The organism is Mesorhizobium sp. INR15 (assembly GCF_015500075.1).
In the GTDB taxonomy this organism is placed as follows: Bacteria; Pseudomonadota; Alphaproteobacteria; order Rhizobiales; family Rhizobiaceae; genus Mesorhizobium.
This window is the reverse complement of sequence record NZ_CP045496.1, coordinates 2,266,139-2,283,294: the sequence shown is the minus strand read 5'-3', so window position 1 is coordinate 2,283,294 and position 17,156 is coordinate 2,266,139. Positions and strand designations below refer to the sequence as shown.

Genomic DNA, 17,156 nt, shown 5'->3' with positions numbered 1-17,156 from the left:
CAAAGTAATGCGTATTCGGAGTTCGGCAGCTGGTTTCCAGCATCCGGACAGCAGAAACGATTCCGGCCAAAAGCAACAAGAATGAGCAGTCCCGCCGCGCTTCTACAATCCGATACATTGGGCTCGCGCCTGACGTCGCGCGGTGATCTCACCAGCTTTTTCATGCAGCTGACAGCCGAGATCGGCGCCGACAGCTACATGCTTGTCGCCATCGTCCACGACCAGGACCGCAACGACGCCCGCATCGTGTCTTCCAACTGGATTTTCGACGCTATCGAACTGATCGGCAAAAGACTGATCGCCGGTCTCGCCCAAGGTGCGCTTACCGTCGCGCCGGGCATCCGGCCAAGACCGCTGGTCGCGTCCCAGGCGCCCGACGCCGATGGTTTGATATCAGGTGAGGAAGCCCGCCTTCTCGATGTGCTCGGCCACGCCGAGATCTATTCGCTCAGGTTGAATGTCGGCCGCCAGCGCCTGTTCGCGCTGTTCTCCGCCGCCGACGCCGGCAGAATCGACCAGCCGGCGCTGATGAGAGCCCAGCTGAAATGCTGCTATGCCCTCTCGCATATTCCGCAATTGATCGCTGCCGCCGCCATGCAGGACCCGCTGTCGGACCGCGAGCGCGAATGCCTGTTCTGGGTCTCCGAGGGCAAGACCACGGATGAGGTCGCCGTGATCCTTGGCGTCTCGTCCAACACCGTCAACAGCTACATCACCCACGCCATACAGAAATTCGCGGCCAGCAACCGTGCGATGGCCATCGCCACGGCGATCAGGAGCGGCATCATTTGAAACACGCTGACATCAAGGAGGCTGCCGAAGCGCTTTTCAATGCGCAACGCAACCCGTTCGGCGCCTTCTCGCTTGGCTCCGAAACACACCACGCCGTCACCATCCCTGATGCGGTGCGCCGCTGCCGCTGGATATCAGTCGACATCAACGCGGTGGCCTTCGGCCTGTTCTTCGTCAGCCCCTCGCCGGAGCGCGCGCGGCTCGTCCCGTGTCTCGATTCCGACTATCCCGGCATTGCCGTCGCAACGAAATTCATCGCCGGCGCCAACGGCGAAGAGATCGTGCGCCACACCCGCATCTCGACGGAACCGCGCTGGTGGGCGGATGACGGCATGCCCGGCATGCAAGAGACCTTCCGCGATCTCGCCTGGACGGATCAGATGGCACCACTGGCGCCTGGCACCAGCGGCATCGCCTTTCCAGTCCACGCCGATCGCGGCCAATGCGGGCTTGTCGTCTTCATGGGCTCGGAGATCGCCTTGCCGCAGGAAGCGCTGTACGAAATTCACGCCCGTTGCTTTTCACTCTTCGCCGCCGTCGCCCGCATTCGCCCTGGCGATGTCGGTAGGACACGGGCTATCTCCAAGCGCGAGCTCGAATGCCTGAAGCTGACCGCGAACGGCAACACCAGCGAAGAGATCGCCCGGCTTCTGAAACTGTCGGTCCATACCGCCAACCAGTATTTGACGCAGTCAACGCAGAAGCTGAATGCCGTCAACCGCAACCAGGCCGTGGCCAAGGCTTTGCGGCTTGGGCTTATTGAATAGTCTCAGAAAGCCATCGGCTCGACCCTGCGGATGCGCGCCTGGTCAATCACCACCTCCAGCAAGGCTGTGTTGTGTTCGGGATCCTCGCCCGGCTTCTCGAACGAGACGTAGTTGACCACGACAGAGGCGCCGTTCTCGCTCAGCGTCAGCTGAAAATAGACAGTGACACCCGGCGGCCTGAGTTCGAGGTCGAGCACGATGCGCGGACTACCGCTCCAGTCGACATGCGCCTCGCCGCCATGGCCGAGCCGCAGCGTGCCCGCCATGAAATACAGCTCGGCGGCTGAATCCACCAGATCCGACAGGCAGGCGAAATGCTCCAGCCGGATGAAGGCGATGTAATCGGCGACATCGATCAGCCGCAGCTCTCCCACCACCTGTTCGATGGCGTTGGCGACGATGATCTCGCGTGTGTTTGCGTGCGGTTGCCGGTTCATGACGTCAGTCTGCGCTCAGCTTTTTTCGAGTAGACGATCCGCACCAGTTCGGCGACGGCCTGATAGAACTGCGATGGGATGACATTATCGACCGAAACTTGCTTGTACATGGAGCGGGCGAGCGCCACGTCCTCGAAGATCGGAATGTTGTTTTCCCTGGCGATCTCGCGGATCTTGAGCGCCACCAGATCCTGCCCCTTTGCCACCACCACCGGCGCGGCGTCGACATCGCGGACATATTTCAGCGCGATGGAGAAGTGCGTCGGGTTGGCGATAATCAGCGTGGCGGTCGGCACCGCCGTCATCATCCGCTTGCGGGCACGGTCGCGCGCCAGCGAGCGCAGCCGGGCCTTGATGATCGGGTCACCTTCGGACTGCTTGAACTCGTCCTTGACCTCCTGCTTGCTCATGCGCAGGTCCTGCTTCCAGTGGAAGCGCGACCAGACAAGGTCGACGGCGGCGATCAGGCCCATGACGAACACGATCGCCACCAGGATATCGACCGCTATGCCGCGGATGACGAGGCCAAAGGCGACCGGGTTGGTGATCATGCCGGCCAGCAGCTTGCGATGGTCTTCCGACAGCGTGAAGACGAGCACGACGATGGCGAAACCCAGCTTGCCAAGCGACTTCAGGAACTCGACCCAGCCCTGGACGCCGAACATCCTGCTCCAGCCCTTGGTGATCGAGATGCGCGACATCTGCGGCCGGATCCGCTCGCCGACGAATTGCGGCATGTTCTGGAACACCGAGGCGCCGATGCCCGCGACCGTCAGCAGCACGAGCAGGCTGAGGACAGCGCGGCCGACCTCGATGATGACAGTCTTGTAGAGCGCGATGACATCGGTCTCGGTGTCCATCGGCCAGGCTTCCGGCTTTTCCAGGAACATGGACAGGAACATGCCGAGGTCGACGATGGCATCCTTGGCGTAGAAGACGGTAAAGACCAGGATCGCGACGAAGGAAGAGAGGATCGCGACTTCGCGCGAATGGGGCAGCTTGCCCTGTTCGACGGTGTCGCGGATTTTCTTTTCCGTCGCGTCTTCGGTTTTCGAATCCTTGTCGGGTCCGTCGGACATGGTGCTCTAACCGCCCAGCGCTCGTCAGGCCGCGGCGCTCTGTGCCTCGGCGCTCTGGGCCTCGGCGCTTTGCGTCGCGGGGAGCTCGAAGGCTCCTTCGCGCGAAAGCCGGATCGTCGTCGCCACGATCGTCTTGCGTGCCGTCGCGATGTCGGCCGCGGGGACACCTTCGGAGCCTTGTCCCAGTTCGGACTCGATCATGCGGCGCGAGCGCGCGCCGATCGCCGAAAGCACGGCTTCCGCAAGCCCTGCCTGCGCGCCGCGCAGCGCCAGCGTGACCTGCTCGGTCGACAGTCCGTCGAACAGCAGCACGCGCGCCTTCTGGGTGAGCAGCGGAATATCGTCGAAGGAGAAAAGCCGGGCCTTGACGCCATCGAGATCCGGCGTGCCGGCGGCCTCCAGATCCTGCATGACCTCATCGAGCTGCGTCTTTCCCAGCTCGTTGAGCACGCTGGCGACCCGCGCCTGTCCGGCCGACGTATCCTTGGTCGAGGTCTCGGTCAGCACGCTGGTGCGCAGGCGGTTCTCGACGATCCTCGTGGCGGCGTCGGGAACCTTCGCCATCGTCACCATGCGCTTGATGATCTCGCTGCGCATCGACTTGTCCAGGGTGAGCAGCACGTTGGCCGCCGTCTGTGGCGCCAGCTTCGACAGTACCATGGCTGATGTCTGCGGATGTTCGCCGGCCAGGAATGAGCCAAGCCGCGTCGGCTCGAGCTTTTCCAGCTCGGGCCAGATCGGCGGCGGTCCTTCCGGCGCCACCTCGAATTTCTTGTCGCCCATGATGGCGCTCATTTCTTCCGGCGACAGCGATTCATTGAGGATCGTGTCCATCCGGTCGGCGGAATCGAGCAGGCCCGCGCCCTCGGTGAACTCGGCCTCAAACTCGGCGACAATGCGTTCGAGATCGCTTTGCGGAATGGTACGCAGCAGGCGGGCGCCCTCGATAAGCGCCTTCAGTTCTTCCTGCTTGAAGAATTTCAACAGGCGGCTGGCGGAGGGCTTGCCCATCGCCACCAGGATCGCGGCGGCCTTCTGGGCACGCGTCAGCGTTACCGGCACCGTCATGCCCCTCGCCCCTGCTGTCCGTCGCTCATTTACGCGCCCTTCGTGCCGGCGATGATTTCAGTCAGCCTGATGCCGAAGCGCGATGGATCGCTTTCCAGCACGGTGATCTCGCCACGCGCGATCTTGCGGCCGTTGACCACCACGTCGACAGGCTCGCCGATGCGGCGGTTGAGCGCCACGGTGGAACCCTTCTGCAACGCCATCAGATCGGACACCGGCATTTCGGTGCTGCCGAGGATGATCTGGACATCGACCGGAATGTTCATGATGACGCTCGAATTGGCACCAGCCGCCCTGAACGCCGCATCCGGGCGCTGCTCCTCTTCCTTGAGAACGCCGCGCAACTCTTCGATGGCACGATCGAGCTGCTCGTCCGGCTGGTCGGGTTCGGCTTCTACCTTGGTCTTGGCCATGCGTCGTCTCCAAATGCTCAGGCGCGTCCGGCGTCGGCCGGCATGAGCCCGTCGATAAAGTCCTGTCCGGCATCGTAAGGGTGCCTGATTCGAACGGTGTAATTCTGCCCGAGTTTTCCGAATTCACATACGAACAGCGTCTTGTCGCGAGCGCTGAGCCGCGCCTGGGATTGCGCCGCTTCCTCGAATTCGATGATCTGGCCGGCCTCGAAATTGGCGAGATCGCCGAGCGTCATCCGCGCCAGCGGCATGGTGGCTTCGAGCGCCACGGTCGAGCGCATGACTTCTTCCGAAAAGCGCGCCCGCCAGCTCGAGCTGTGATCATCCTCGTTCACACCGGCGGCAGCACCACCACGGCCAGCCAGAAGGATGCGCTGCGGGATCATCACCGTGACGGTGCCGGTATCGGCCGGCGTCGAGATGCTGAAGACAATGCGGACCGCCGCGCCATCGCGCAAAACGTGTTTTCTCGCCTCAATGCCCGACATCGCGCGCGGCACCGGCAATCGCAGTTCGAGCGAACGCCGACCCGATCCGTTCAGCGCTTGCGCGACCTCCTGGAACACCATGGTCGAGACATCGGCCTCGATCTGCGACAACTCGCGTTCGATTGGCGAGATCGGCAGATCCGGATCGCCGCCAAACAGCGTGCAGACCAGGACCGCGATGGCCGGAGCATCCATCACCACCGTCATGGTGTCGGAAGACGCCGGCGACGGCACGACGGTCATGGCGAATGTTTCGCCGGCGCGCGAGCGCGCTTCCGTGACGCGGCCGACTTCGACAGTCTTGAGATCGACGATGACCGGCACGCCAAGCTCGTTGGCCAGGCTCTTTTGCAGCAAGGGCACGGCACGCTCGGCCATGGCCTGGCCGGCCTCGATGACCTGGGCGGCCTCGCCGCTGTCGCCAACCAGTCGCTCGATGATCAGCGAGCGCGCCTCTGAAGGGCTGCCGGAACCGGTCATGACCGCGTACGGCCCCTGTTGTCGCCACCCACCGCTCAGGCCGCCTTCTTGTCGGCGTGGCCGGTGTTCATCGTGCTCTGCTCGACGGCGTCGATCGTTGGCCGTTCATAAGATGAAATGGTCTTGCGGCCGAACTCGATCGCCACCTGCGGCAGCGCACCGTTCATGTAGGCCAGCAGCGTCTGCTTGACGATGATGTAGAGGCGGTTCTTCTTTTCGCGCACCGTCTTGATCTTGGTCGCGACCGGTCCGACCACGGCATAGGACAGGAAGATGCCGAGGAACGTTCCGACAAGGGCGGCGCCGATCAGGCCGCCGAGGATTTCCGGCGACTGGTCGAGTGCGCCCATCGCCTTGACCACGCCGAGCACGGCGGCGACGATGCCGAGCGCCGGCAGGCCGTCACCCACCGCCACCATCGCGTGATAGGCTTTCAACTTGTCGGTCTTGATGGTCTGGATTTCCTCATCCATCAGCGCCTCGATCTCATGTGAGCGAGCATTGCCGATAATGATGATGCGGCAATAGTCGCAGATGAAATGCGTCAGGTCGTGGTTCTTGAGGACGGTTGGAAAGGCCTGGAAGATCGCCGATTCTTCCGGATTGTCGATATGCGCTTCAACCTCACTGCGTGATTTCGACCGGAGTTCGCGCATCAGGCTGTGCAGCACGCCCAGCGTCTCGAGATAGTCCTGTTCCTTCGGCACGGCCTGCTTGAACGCCTCGATAATGGCCTTGCCGGTATCCTTGACCGTCTTCATCGGGTTGGCGACCAGGAACGTGCCAAGCGCAGCGCCGCAGATGACCACCGCTTCCCATGGCTGGACCAGCACATGAAGATGCCCGCCCATGGCCATGAAGCCGCCAAGGACGCAGCCGAGCGTCACCACCAATCCAATCAGAATGCCCACGAAAGGTCCTTCCGCATTTCAAGTCAGAACCAACGGATAGTCCCCGTGCCTTGTGTGAGGCTTGAATCGAAGCTGCGGCAGCCGATTCAGCTTCGCGCAAGGAAGTGGAGGTATTGTGCCCGGATAGCTTTGACCGGAGGCGCGTCTTGCTCAGTACGATTACCAGCTTTCAGCTTATCACCAAGGACATCGCCAAGTCGCTCGACCGGATCGAGCAACAGCCGACGGTCGACCGTGATACCAAGTACTATCTGGACAACATCACCAAGGTGAAATCGATCGACGATTTCGTCAAGAATGATCGATTGTTCAAATATGCGATGAAGGCTTATGGGCTAGAGTCGATGGACTACGCCAAGGCCTTCATGGTCAAGGCACTCAAGGAAGGCGTCACCGATCCCAACAGCTTCGCCAACAAGCTGACCGACAAGCGCTACGCGGACTTCGTCACCGCCTTCAATTTCGCCGCCAACGGCGCGGACGCGACCATTTACAGCAAGGCGCAGCAACTGGTCACCAAGAACTACGCGATCCAGGCGCAGATCGCCGGTGTCGATCCCAACTCGGATTACGTAAAGGGCGAGACGACCTACTATCTCGCCAACATCCCCAAGGTGAAATCCATCGACGACCTGATGGGCAACAGCCGGTTATACACCTACGCACTCGCTGCCTTCGGGCTCGATTCGGCGACAGAGGACAAGGATCAGATCAAGGCAGTCCTGCAAGGTGGTGTCAGCGATCCCAAGAGCGTCGCCAACACCCTGAAGAACCCGGCCTATGCCGCCCTGGCCTCCGCCTTCAATTTCCAGGCCTATGGTACGAACGCCACCACCTACAATGCGGCGCAGCAGCCGACAGTCGACAAATACATGCGCCAGTCGCTGGAAGAGGATGCCGGCAAATCCAACGAAGGCGTGCGGCTCGCGCTCTATTTTCAGCGCAAGGCGCCCACCATCACCAACTGGTATGACGTTCTGGCCGATACCGCCCTTGCCAGCGTCGCGCGCACCGCGCTTGGCCTGCCCGATTCCTTCGCCACGGCCGACGTCGACAAGCAGGCGCAGTTGTTCGGGCAGAAGCTCAACATCGCCGACTTCTCCGACCCTCAGAAACTCGGCAAGTTCCTGACCCGCTTCACCAGCATGTGGGAAATCAACAACCCGACCTCGACCGCCGTGACATCGGTCAGCGTGCTCTTCGCACAGCCGATCACGGTCGGCATCTCCACCGATCTGATGATGTCCATGCAGAAGCTGAGGTTCTGAAAATATCATGCGGGACAGTCTCTACGTCGCCCTCTCCTCGCAGATCGCGCTTGAGCGTCGTCTCGACACCATCGCCGACAATGTCGCCAATGCCTCGACCATAGGCTTCCGTTCGACCGGGGTGAAGTTCGCGGACGTCGTGTCCGGCACCGGACAGAACTCCGTGTCCTTCGCGTCCCCGGGCAAAACCTACCTTTCCGGCGCGCATGGTTCGTTGACCGAAACCGGCAATCCGTTCGACTTCGCGGTCCAGGGCGATGCCTGGTTCGCCATCGACACCCCGGTCGGCACGGTGATGACCCGCGACGGACGCTTCTCGATGAACGAGAATGGCGAGCTGATGTCGATCGAAGGCCATCCCGTGCTGGACTCCGGCGGCGCACCGATACAACTCGACCCACGCAATGGTCCGCCCAAGGCCGGTGCCGATGGCTCGCTTCGGCAGGGCGATCAACTGGTCGGCTCCATCGGCCTCTACAATTTCGACCCCGGCGACAATTTCGTGCGCTACGGCAATTCCGGCATCATTCCGGCACGCACGCCCGAGCCAGTCACGGACCGTTCCGATATCGGTATCGCCCAGGGCTTTGTGGAAGAATCCAACGTCAATCCCGTGCTGGAGATGACACGGCTGATCATGGTTCAGCGCGCCTTCGAGAATACCGCGGCGCTCATGCGCCAGACGGATTCGTCGACCGACGAGGCGATCAAGACGCTCGGCTCGAAGTAGCCGCATGTCGCACGATCTGCCATCCATACGCGAGCCCGAAAGGCAGCAGCTGCAAGAGGCACAGCCGGAACACCGGCTTGCGGCGCTGGAACGCATATGGCGGCGTTTTGGCGATGAAGACATGCTGCTCAAGCGCGGCGGCCGCATCAATGAGGTCACGCCGACGCATTACAAGGTGCGCGGCCTTTCCGAGTTCGCCAGGCTCGGTGACGTCGTCGAGCAGCGCGGCCAGGCTGGCACGCGCCGCGGTGAGGTCGTCAAGATCAATCGCGATGAGATCGTCGTGGCGCCCTTCGAGCGCAGCGCCGACGCCGGCATCGGCGATGCCGTGTTCCGCCGTGGCCCGCTGACGGTGACGCCACACACATCATGGCGCGGGCGCGCCATCGATGCACTGACGCGCGCCATCGACGGCGGCCCGCCCCTGGTCAGGGGTGGCGGCACACCGGCGGACGCAGCGACGACGCCCGGTGCCATGTCGCGGCAGCGTGTCGGCACCGCGTTCATGACCGGCGTGAAAGTCATCGACATCTTCACCCCGCTCTGTCTCGGCCAACGCCTCGGCGTCTTCGCCGGCTCGGGTGTCGGCAAGTCGACGCTGCTTGCCATGCTGGCCGGCGCCGACGCCTTCGACACGGTTGTTGTGGCGCTGATCGGCGAACGCGGGCGCGAGGTCCGCGAATTCCTTGAAGACACGATCGGCGAGAGCATGGCCAAGACCGTGGCTGTCGTCGCAACCAGCGACGAGAGCGCCATGATGCGCCGGCGCGCGCCGGACACCGCCATGCGCGTCGCCGAGCACTTTCGCGATCAGGGCCACCGTGTGCTTCTGGTGCTCGATTCGATCACCCGCTTCGCCCATGCGCTGCGCGAGGTGGCAACCGGAACCGGCGAGCCCCCGGTCGCACGCGGTTATCCCGCATCGGTCTTTACCGAACTGCCCAAATTGCTTGAGCGCGCCGGCCCCGGCGCGGAAGGCCCGGGGTTGGAAGGCAGGGGCTCCATCACCGCCATCATCTCCGTGCTGGTCGACGGCGACGACCATAATGATCCGGTCGCCGATTCCGTGCGCGGCATTCTCGACGGCCATGTCGTGCTCGACCGCACGATCGCCGAGCAGGGCCGCTATCCGCCGGTCAATCCTCTGTCGTCCATATCGCGTCTTGCCGGCAAGGCCTGGAGCCCGGAACAACGGGCGCTGGTCACCAGGCTGAAATCGATGATTTCCCGTTTCGAGGACACGCGCGATATCCGCCTCCTTGGCGCCTACCAAGGCGGCGTCGATGCCGAACTCGACATCGCCGTGCGCCAGGTGCCGCTGATCTACGAAGCGCTCACGCAGTCGCCGAAGGACCGCCCGTCGGCCGATCCGTTCTCGGATCTCGCCCGCCACCTCAAGGGTAAGCAGAATGTCGATGCAGGAGACTGAACGCGAGTACACCGAGCGCATCCTGCGCGAGATGATCGCCGAGGCGAACGCCGCGGAGGAAGCAAAGGCCGACGAAGCCCGGGCTGCCAAGGCAAAGACCGCGCGCGCCAATGCCGCCAAGGCCGAGGCTGTGCTGGCCAGGGCCGCTCGGCCCGCTCTGCCCAGGACCGCCGCGCCCTCCATGCCAAGGGCTCCCGAGGTAGAGCCCCCCGACATGGCGCAGGCCAGCCGCGACTCGCTGATGGATGGGCTGTTCCCAGCCACCGAATGGCCGCAGCCGCCGAGAGCGCAATTTCCGAAACTGCGCAAGAAGGCCGACCGGCGCAGCGACCTCGTCATCGCCGCGCTCGGCATTGCGCTCGGGCTGACCTGCGCCCTGTTTCCCTGGTACATCTTCTTCAATCAGGACCAATTCGGCGTCCAGGCCATCAAGTTCGGTGGCACGGGCACCAATTCGGGACGGGCCGGCGGCGGCGTCATCGCCCAGCGCAGCGCGCCGCTGACCGCGAAAGATGTTCCGGAAGCCAATATCGATCTGCTCGCCACCGGTACGGTGCAGGACGACCCCCAGCCTCCCCCCGGCCTGGATGAGCAACCCTTCCCGGCCGACGCCACGAAATTCCGGATGGTACATGTCGCCAATGGCCGCGCCATGATCGAGGACGATACCGGGCTGTGGATCGTCCAGCGCGGCTCGACACTGCCCGACTCCAGTCAGGTATCTTCGATCGAGCAGCGCAACGGCAAATGGGTCATGGTTACCAGCACCGACCAGGTGATCGAGCTTTCCCGGTAAGTTCGGCGTTTCCGGCGCCGCCATCCGCAAGGTCCGCGCAAGACTGGCGGCCTAGTCTCTGGGCATCTGCTCGGAGATTCCCATGGAGCCCGTTTCCCTTTTTGATCTCGCCACCAAGCAATCGGAGTGGCTGGCCGTGCGTCAGTCGGCCATTGCTGGCAACATCGCCAATGCCAACACGCCAGGCTACACGGCAAATGACGTCGAACCCTTCGAAAAGGTGCTCGACCGCGCGGTCGTGTCCTTGCAGGCCACGCAGGCCGGGCATCTGGGCGGCGCCACCAATGCCAGCTTCAAGGTCAAGCCGGATGAAGCCGACGGGGCGATCATGCCGTCCAAGAACACGGTGGTGCTGGAAGATCAGTTGATGAAGGCTGGCGAAGTGCGCCGTTCCTTCGAACTCAACACGGCGATCGTCAAGGCGTTTCATTCGATGATGATGATGGCGGTGAAGAGCTGACCATGGACGCCTTGACCGCAGCCCTCAAAGTCGCAGCTTCCGGCCTCGGCGCCCAGTCCGAGCGGCTGCGCGTGGTTTCCGAAAACCTTGCCAATGCCCAGTCTACCGGCACGACGGCAGGCTCCGACCCTTACCGCCGCAAGACCATCAGCTTCGTCTCGGAGCTCGATCGGGCGACTGGCAGCTCGACGGTTGAGGTGAACTCGATCGACCGTGATCCCGGTGACTTTCCCATCGAATTCCAGCCCGGCAACGAGGCCGCCGACGAAAAGGGCTATGTCAAGATGCCCAACGTCAACGTGCTGATCGAAATGGCCGACATGACTGAAGCCAACCGCTCCTATGAGGCCAATCTTCAGGTCGTCAAGCAGGCGCGCGATCTCATTTCCATGACCATCGATCTGATGAGGAACCAATGATTGTCGGCGGTATCAACGCGCTCCAGCTGAAGCCCGGTATCGGCGGCGGCACCGATGTGACGACCGACCTGTTCCAGGGCGGCGCCGCACCCGTGGCCGGCACCAGCATCGGCACCTCCTTCGCCGAGATGGTCACCCAGGCGGCTTCCAAGACCGTCAACACATTGCAGAATGCCGAGCAGGTATCGATGCAGGCGCTCAAGGGCGACGCCGATACGCGGCAGGTGGTCGATGCCGTGATGAGCGCCCAGCAGGCGCTGCAGACGGCCGTCGCCATTCGCGACAAGGTGGTTTCCGCATATCTCGAAGTCAGCCGCATGGGCATCTGAGGAATTCAGTCATGAAAGCACTCGCTATCGCCGCCACCGGCATGAATGCCCAGCAGACGAACCTGGAAGTCATCGCCAACAACATCGCCAACATCAACACCACCGGCTACAAGCGCGCCCGCGCCGAATTTTCCGACCTGCTCTATCAGGTCGATCGCACCCAGGGCGTGCCCAACCGATCCAATGCATCGCTTGTGCCGGAGGGCATCTCGATTGGCCTTGGTGTCAAGACGACGGCCGTTCGCAACGTGCATACCCAGGGTGTGCCGACCAGCACTGGCAACAGTTTCGACCTGGCGCTCTCCGGCCGCGGCTGGTTCCAGATCCAGGGTGCCGATGGCGGCACGCTCTACACCCGCGCCGGCGCCCTCAACACCAACGCCACCGGCCAGCTGGTGACGGTGGACGGCGCCAGCGTCATCCCGGCGATCACTGTTCCCGTCGACGCCGTCGAAGTCATCATCAACAAGACAGGTCAGGTCTTCGCCCGCATCGACGGCCAGACCGACCTGCAGAATCTCGGCCAGCTCCAGATCGCCAATTTCGCCAATGAAGCGGGCCTGGCGCCGCTCGGCGACAATCTGTTCCAGGAGACGACGGCCTCCGGCCCAGCCAATGTCGGCGTGCCCGGCGATCCCGGCTTCGCCACCATCCAACAAGGCTATCTCGAGGCTTCCAACGTCGATCCGGTCAAGGAAATCACCGAGCTGATCTCGGCGCAGCGCGCCTATGAGATGAACTCCAAGGTCATCCAGGCGGCCGACGACATGGCCTCCGTCGTTTCCAAGAACATCAGGTAACGGATGATGGCCATGCCGATCTCCTGCTCCGCATTCCACCGCACCGCGCTTGTCCTTGCGCTGGTGGCCGGCGGCATGCCGGCTTTCGCCCAGGACTCGGCCAACCAGTCGGCCACGCAGATCGCCAGCAATCAACCCGCCGGCGAGGTCGTGCTGATCCCCAACCGGGTCATCTATCCCGGCGAGACCATCGAGCTCGCCACCCTGAAGCAGGTGACGCTGGTTGCCGGCAGGCACAAGCCGGATGATGTCGTGACCCGCGCCGAGGAACTCACCGGCAAGGTTGCCAAGCGCACCTTGCTGCCCGGCCGCTACATCCCCTCCACCGCCATCCGGGACGCATGGCTGGTCGAACAAGGGGCGGCCGTGCAAGTCTTTTTCATTGCCGGAGGCCTGACCATTTCGGCAACCGCGGTAACGCTGCAGCCGGGCGCCGCGGGCGACCTCGTCAAGGTTCGCAACACCGACAGCGGCAAGATTTTCTCAGGCACGGTGATGGCCGACGGTACCATTCGGGTCAGCTCTTCATGATGCGTGGGTTTGCTCTACTGCTTGCCACGGTGCTCGGCCTGCAGCCGGCGCTGGCCGATGGGTTGACCCCCAAGGCCAAGCGCGAGCTTGCCGCCAAGAACGGCGCTGCTTTCAACGATCCTGAATATGATCCGGCCACCACCACGCGGATGTTCCGCGTTTCGTCGGGCCCAAGTTCCTTGCCCCCCGGTCAGGTCGCGGCGCGCATCAAGGACATCGCCCAGCTGCAGAGTTCGCGCGACAACCAGCTCGTCGGCTACGGCCTGGTTATCGGCCTGGCGGGATCGGGCGACAGCCTGCGCAATTCGCCGTTCACCGAACAGTCGATCCGCGCCATGCTCGAAAATCTCGGTATCGCCACGGAAGGCGGCAGCGCACGCGCCAAGAACGTCGCCGCCGTTATCGTCACCGCCAACATGCCGCCCTACGTCCAGTCGGGTGCCCGCATCGATATTGACGTGTCCTCGATGGGCGACGCCACCTCGCTTGCCGGCGGCACACTGATCATGACGCCGTTGAAAGCGGCGGACGGCGAGATCTATGCCGTCGGCCAGGGCTCGGTCATCGTTTCGGGCTTCACCGCCAAGGGCCAGGCTGAAACGCTGACGCAAGGCGTGCCTACCGCCGGCCGCGTGCCCAACGGCGCTATCGTCGAGCGGGCCGTTCAAGCCGAGCTCGACGACCAGGCGACGCTGACGCTGCAGCTGCGCAATCCCGATTTCTCCACCGCGATCCGCATCGCCGACGCTATCAACGATTATACGAGCCAGCGCTTCGGCATGCGCGTGGCGGCCGAGCGTGATGCGCGCACCGTGCAGATTAGAAGGCCGAAAGGTGTCTCCGCAGCCCGTTTCTATGCCGAGATCGAGAATCTCGTCGTCGAGTCCGACACCCCGGCCCGCGTCGTCATCGACGAGCGCACCGGCACCATCGTCATCGGCAATGACGTCAAGATTTCCAGGGTTGCCATCAGCCATGGCACGCTGACGGTGCGCATCACGGAGGCGCCGCGCGTCGTGCAGCCCGAGCCGTTCTCGAAGGGCGAAACAGCCGTAGAACCTTTCACCGCCATTGATGCCAGCCGGCCAGATGCGCGTGTCGCTGTGCTCGATGGACCCGACCTTCAGACGCTGGTCTCCGGCCTCAATCGTCTCGGCGTCAAGCCCGATGGCATCATCGCCATCCTGCAAGGCATCAAGTCGGCCGGCGCCCTGCAAGCAGACCTGGTTCTTCAATAGGCCATGCCGATGACCAACGCTTTGCCTCACCATCACCAACGCCGGCCCGCCGGAACGCTTTTGGCGGTTGCCGTTCTTGCCGGCACGCTCTTCGCTGGAGGTCCCGCCCGCACCGAGACGGTGCGCCAGGTGCTTCCAGGGGCTCCGCCCCCCGTGGCGCCGCAACAGCTGACCAAGGAAAAGGCGCCGGACGAAAGCGAAATCCAGCGCTTCTGTTCCAACATCGCCGACGCTGCCCGCGACCGCCGCTACGCCTTGCAGGCGGAGGAACTCAAACAGCTCCAGGCCGGCATCGACCAGCGCATGAAGGCGCTGGATGAAAAGAAGACCGAATACGAGACGTGGCTGAAACGGCGTGAGGTCTTTCTGGCCCGCGCCGAGGACGGCGTCGTCAAGATCTATGCTGACATGAAACCCGATGCCGCGGCCGAACGCCTGGCAATCGTCAACGCCGACCTCGCGGCGGCTATCCTGATGAAGCTCGAGTCACGCAAGGCCGGCGTCATCCTCAATGAAATGGACCAGAAGGCGGCGGCGACGCTCACCGGCATCATGGCCAGCGCAGCCCGAAGGGTAGATCCGTCATGATTCGCAAAACGCTCATCCTGCTTGCGATCGGCGTGCTGTCCGGTTGCGGATCCGATTTGAAGCAGGTCGGCAGGGACCCGTCGTTGTCGCCGGTCGGTTCAGGCATCGATGGCGACAGCACATCCTCGCTCTACCGTTACCCACAGAGCCCGCGCGCGCCGGTGAAGAAATTCTCGCTGTGGGATGATCGCCAGAGCCGGCTGTTCACAGATCCGCGGGCGCTGTCGCCCGGCGACATTCTAACCGTCAACATCAAGATCAACGACCGGGCCAACTTCAAGAACCAGAACGACAGGAGCCGCACCTCCGGACGCAAGCTCGGCTACGATGTCGCGCTCGGATGGGATCAGTACAGCACAAGTGGCAAGGGCAACGCCGGTTTGAGTTCCAACACATCGACCAATGCCGACGGCGAGATCAAGCGGTCGGAAAGCCTGGATCTGAATGTCGCCGCCGTCGTCACCGATGTCCTGCCAAACGGCAACCTGATCATCAGCGGCTCGCAGGAAGTGCGCGTCAATTCCGAGCTGCGGGTGCTGACCATCGCCGGCCTCGTCAGGCCAGCCGATATCGGCGCTTCAAACACCATTCCTTACGAACGCATCGCCGAAGCGCGCATCTCTTATGGCGGGCGCGGACGTATCACCGAGGTCCAGCAGCCCGCCTACGGCCAGCAGGTCCTCGATCAGGTCCTGCCCTTCTAGGAAGAGAGAATAGCGCTGTGGCCAATGCCGAACAGGTCCTGCCCAAGAAAGGGCCCTCCCTTGTCGTCCAGCTCGCCATGCTTCTGGTGGTGACGGCGGCGGCTGTCGGCATGGGTTGGCTGTCGGGCGGTTACCTCAAGGGCGCCGGGGGGCCGGAATCCGTGCCCGCCGCACCCGAAAACCAAGGCAAGACCGAAAAGTCGGCCGCATCGGCGCCGGGCATCGGCCCGACACTCGTCGCGCTGGCTCCGATCACCACCAACATGGCCTCTCCGACCGACACCTGGATCCGGATGGAAGTGTCTGTCGTCTACGACGCGCCGCAGCCGCAGGCCATGACCGACGATATCCACCAGGATCTGCTGGCTCTGGTACGCACCTTGAAGATGCATCAGATCGAAGGCGCCAGCGGTTATCAGCATCTGAAGGCCGACATCGAGGATCGAGCGGCGATCCGCAGCGGCGGTCACGTCAAGCAGGTTCTCATCATGACGTTGTTGGTTGAATGAGAAAGCTCCTCCTCGCATCCGCGCTCGTCATTGCCGCCACAACGCTGGCCGGAGCCCAGCAACTGGACCTGGGCGGCATCGGCAAGGCCGACGGCAGCACCGTCGGCTACATCATTCAGATGTTCGGCCTGCTGACCGTATTGTCGGTAGCGCCGGGCCTGCTGATCATGGTGACCAGCTTCACCCGTTTCGTCATTGCCTTCTCGATCCTGCGCGCCGGCATCGGCCTGCAGTCGACGCCGGCCAACCTGATTTTGATCTCGCTGTCGCTGTTCATGACCTTCTACGTCATGGCGCCGACTTTCGATCAGGCGTGGAACACTGGCGTCAAGCCTCTGATGGACAACCAGATCAGCCAGACCGAAGCCTTCGAGAAGATTTCGGATCCGTTCCGCACCTTCATGCTGCGCAATGTGCGTGACAAGGATTTCGATCTTTTCGCCGACCTCGCCCGCGAGCGGGGTCAGGTGGTGGCCAAGGAAACCGTCGATCTGCGGATTCTTGTCCCAGCCTTCATGATTTCGGAAATCCGGCGCGGCTTCGAGATCGGCTTCCTGATCGTGCTGCCGTTCCTGGTCATCGACCTGATCGTCGCCACGATCACCATGGCGATGGGCATGATGATGCTGCCGCCAACGGTGGTGTCGCTGCCGTTCAAGATCCTGTTTTTCGTCCTCATCGACGGCTGGAATCTGCTTGTCGGCAGCCTGGTGCGATCCTTCAACTGATCGCCTTTGGCGCATGGCGCCTTTAGCTCAAAATTTACGCAATATATTTTCGATTAACCGTCCCGTTTAGGTCTTTGGTAGGGACTTGCCGCCATATTCGCTCGCAGATGGCGGGTGGTCCAAAAGAGATCATTGGCATGATGCCGTACCGTCATACCGGAGAAGCCGGTATGCCAAAAAAACACGTGTAAA

At 62.8% G+C, this 17,156-nt stretch carries 22 protein-coding genes; 16 read left to right on the top strand and 6 right to left on the bottom strand.

Features of this window, described 5'->3' with window-relative positions:
- The first annotated feature begins 81 nt into the window (after positions 1–81).
- Positions 82–792, top strand: coding sequence for a helix-turn-helix transcriptional regulator (locus GA829_RS11125; RefSeq protein ID WP_195178548.1), 711 nt, complete (start codon positions 82–84; stop codon positions 790–792).
- Positions 789–1,559 (top strand): helix-turn-helix transcriptional regulator, encoded by a 771-nt coding sequence (locus tag GA829_RS11120; protein WP_195178547.1) that lies wholly within the window; start codon positions 789–791, stop codon positions 1,557–1,559. Before GA829_RS11125 ends, GA829_RS11120 begins: the two co-directional genes overlap by 4 nt.
- A 2-nt stretch (positions 1,560–1,561) precedes the next feature.
- On the opposite strand, the gene GA829_RS11115 is transcribed toward GA829_RS11120, so the two are convergent.
- Genes GA829_RS11115 through motA form a run of 6 tightly spaced genes read right to left on the bottom strand, consistent with a single transcriptional unit; the run spans position 1,562 to position 6,435 of the window.
- A complete protein-coding gene (locus GA829_RS11115) occupies positions 1,562–1,996 on the bottom strand; it encodes a hypothetical protein (RefSeq protein ID WP_195178546.1) in 435 nt (144 codons plus the stop codon).
- Complete coding sequence (gene flhB, locus GA829_RS11110; protein WP_195178545.1) at positions 1,993–3,075, bottom strand: flagellar biosynthesis protein FlhB; 1,083 nt, start codon at positions 3,073–3,075, stop codon at positions 1,993–1,995. Before flhB ends, GA829_RS11115 begins: the two co-directional genes overlap by 4 nt.
- Before the next feature lie 24 nt (positions 3,076–3,099).
- Complete coding sequence (locus tag GA829_RS11105) at positions 3,100–4,143, bottom strand: flagellar motor switch protein FliG (RefSeq protein WP_195178544.1); 1,044 nt, start codon at positions 4,141–4,143, stop codon at positions 3,100–3,102.
- 29 nt (positions 4,144–4,172) lie between these two features.
- Positions 4,173–4,556 (bottom strand): flagellar motor switch protein FliN, encoded by a 384-nt coding sequence (gene fliN / locus GA829_RS11100; RefSeq protein ID WP_195178543.1) that lies wholly within the window; start codon positions 4,554–4,556, stop codon positions 4,173–4,175.
- Between the two features lie 17 nt (positions 4,557–4,573).
- Positions 4,574–5,524 (bottom strand): FliM/FliN family flagellar motor switch protein, encoded by a 951-nt coding sequence (locus tag GA829_RS11095; protein WP_195178542.1) that lies wholly within the window; start codon positions 5,522–5,524, stop codon positions 4,574–4,576.
- Between the two features lie 35 nt (positions 5,525–5,559).
- Positions 5,560–6,435, bottom strand: coding sequence for a flagellar motor stator protein MotA (motA, locus tag GA829_RS11090; RefSeq protein WP_195178541.1), 876 nt, complete (start codon positions 6,433–6,435; stop codon positions 5,560–5,562).
- Between the two features lie 146 nt (positions 6,436–6,581).
- Between motA and GA829_RS11085 the strand changes: the two genes are divergently transcribed.
- The 14 genes from GA829_RS11085 (at position 6,582) to fliP (ending at position 16,964) form a co-directional block, all read left to right on the top strand.
- Positions 6,582–7,703, top strand: coding sequence for a DUF1217 domain-containing protein (locus GA829_RS11085; protein ID WP_195178540.1), 1,122 nt, complete (start codon positions 6,582–6,584; stop codon positions 7,701–7,703).
- Between the two features lie 7 nt (positions 7,704–7,710).
- The gene (gene flgF, locus GA829_RS11080) at positions 7,711–8,433 is read left to right on the top strand and encodes a flagellar basal-body rod protein FlgF (protein WP_195178539.1); all 723 of its coding nucleotides are present in this window, start codon (positions 7,711–7,713) and stop codon (positions 8,431–8,433) included.
- Positions 8,434–8,437: 4 nt separating this feature from the next.
- On the top strand, positions 8,438–9,862 hold the full coding sequence (gene fliI / locus GA829_RS11075; RefSeq protein WP_195178538.1) for a flagellar protein export ATPase FliI: 1,425 nt from the start codon (positions 8,438–8,440) through the stop codon (positions 9,860–9,862).
- On the top strand, positions 9,843–10,658 hold the full coding sequence (locus GA829_RS11070; protein ID WP_195178537.1) for a hypothetical protein: 816 nt from the start codon (positions 9,843–9,845) through the stop codon (positions 10,656–10,658). Before fliI ends, GA829_RS11070 begins: the two co-directional genes overlap by 20 nt.
- A gap of 82 nt (positions 10,659–10,740) precedes the next feature.
- Positions 10,741–11,118, top strand: coding sequence for a flagellar basal body rod protein FlgB (gene flgB, locus GA829_RS11065; RefSeq protein WP_195178536.1), 378 nt, complete (start codon positions 10,741–10,743; stop codon positions 11,116–11,118).
- A 2-nt stretch (positions 11,119–11,120) separates the two neighbouring features.
- Positions 11,121–11,537, top strand: a complete 417-nt coding sequence (flgC, locus tag GA829_RS11060) for a flagellar basal body rod protein FlgC (protein WP_195178535.1) — start codon at positions 11,121–11,123, stop codon at positions 11,535–11,537.
- Positions 11,534–11,866 (top strand): flagellar hook-basal body complex protein FliE, encoded by a 333-nt coding sequence (locus tag GA829_RS11055; RefSeq protein ID WP_195178534.1) that lies wholly within the window; start codon positions 11,534–11,536, stop codon positions 11,864–11,866. The genes flgC and GA829_RS11055 overlap by 4 nt, the downstream gene beginning before the upstream one ends.
- Before the next feature lie 11 nt (positions 11,867–11,877).
- Positions 11,878–12,666, top strand: coding sequence for a flagellar basal-body rod protein FlgG (gene flgG, locus GA829_RS11050; RefSeq protein ID WP_195178533.1), 789 nt, complete (start codon positions 11,878–11,880; stop codon positions 12,664–12,666).
- 6 nt (positions 12,667–12,672) lie between these two features.
- Positions 12,673–13,197 (top strand): flagellar basal body P-ring formation chaperone FlgA, encoded by a 525-nt coding sequence (flgA, locus tag GA829_RS11045; RefSeq protein WP_195178532.1) that lies wholly within the window; start codon positions 12,673–12,675, stop codon positions 13,195–13,197.
- Positions 13,194–14,435: a flagellar basal body P-ring protein FlgI gene (locus tag GA829_RS11040; protein WP_195178531.1), complete on the top strand. Its 1,242-nt coding sequence runs from the start codon at positions 13,194–13,196 to the stop codon at positions 14,433–14,435. Before flgA ends, GA829_RS11040 begins: the two co-directional genes overlap by 4 nt.
- A 3-nt stretch (positions 14,436–14,438) precedes the next feature.
- Positions 14,439–15,023: a MotE family protein gene (locus tag GA829_RS11035; RefSeq protein WP_374940395.1), complete on the top strand. Its 585-nt coding sequence runs from the start codon at positions 14,439–14,441 to the stop codon at positions 15,021–15,023.
- Positions 15,020–15,727: a flagellar basal body L-ring protein FlgH gene (gene flgH / locus GA829_RS11030; protein ID WP_195178529.1), complete on the top strand. Its 708-nt coding sequence runs from the start codon at positions 15,020–15,022 to the stop codon at positions 15,725–15,727. Before GA829_RS11035 ends, flgH begins: the two co-directional genes overlap by 4 nt.
- A gap of 77 nt (positions 15,728–15,804) precedes the next feature.
- Positions 15,805–16,236 carry a flagellar basal body-associated FliL family protein gene (locus GA829_RS11025; RefSeq protein ID WP_374940420.1) on the top strand — a complete coding sequence of 144 codons (432 nt, stop codon included), beginning with the start codon at positions 15,805–15,807 and terminating at the stop codon, positions 16,234–16,236.
- Positions 16,233–16,964, top strand: a complete 732-nt coding sequence (gene fliP, locus GA829_RS11020; protein ID WP_195178527.1) for a flagellar type III secretion system pore protein FliP — start codon at positions 16,233–16,235, stop codon at positions 16,962–16,964. The genes GA829_RS11025 and fliP overlap by 4 nt, the downstream gene beginning before the upstream one ends.
- Positions 16,965–17,156: the final 192 nt, after the last annotated feature.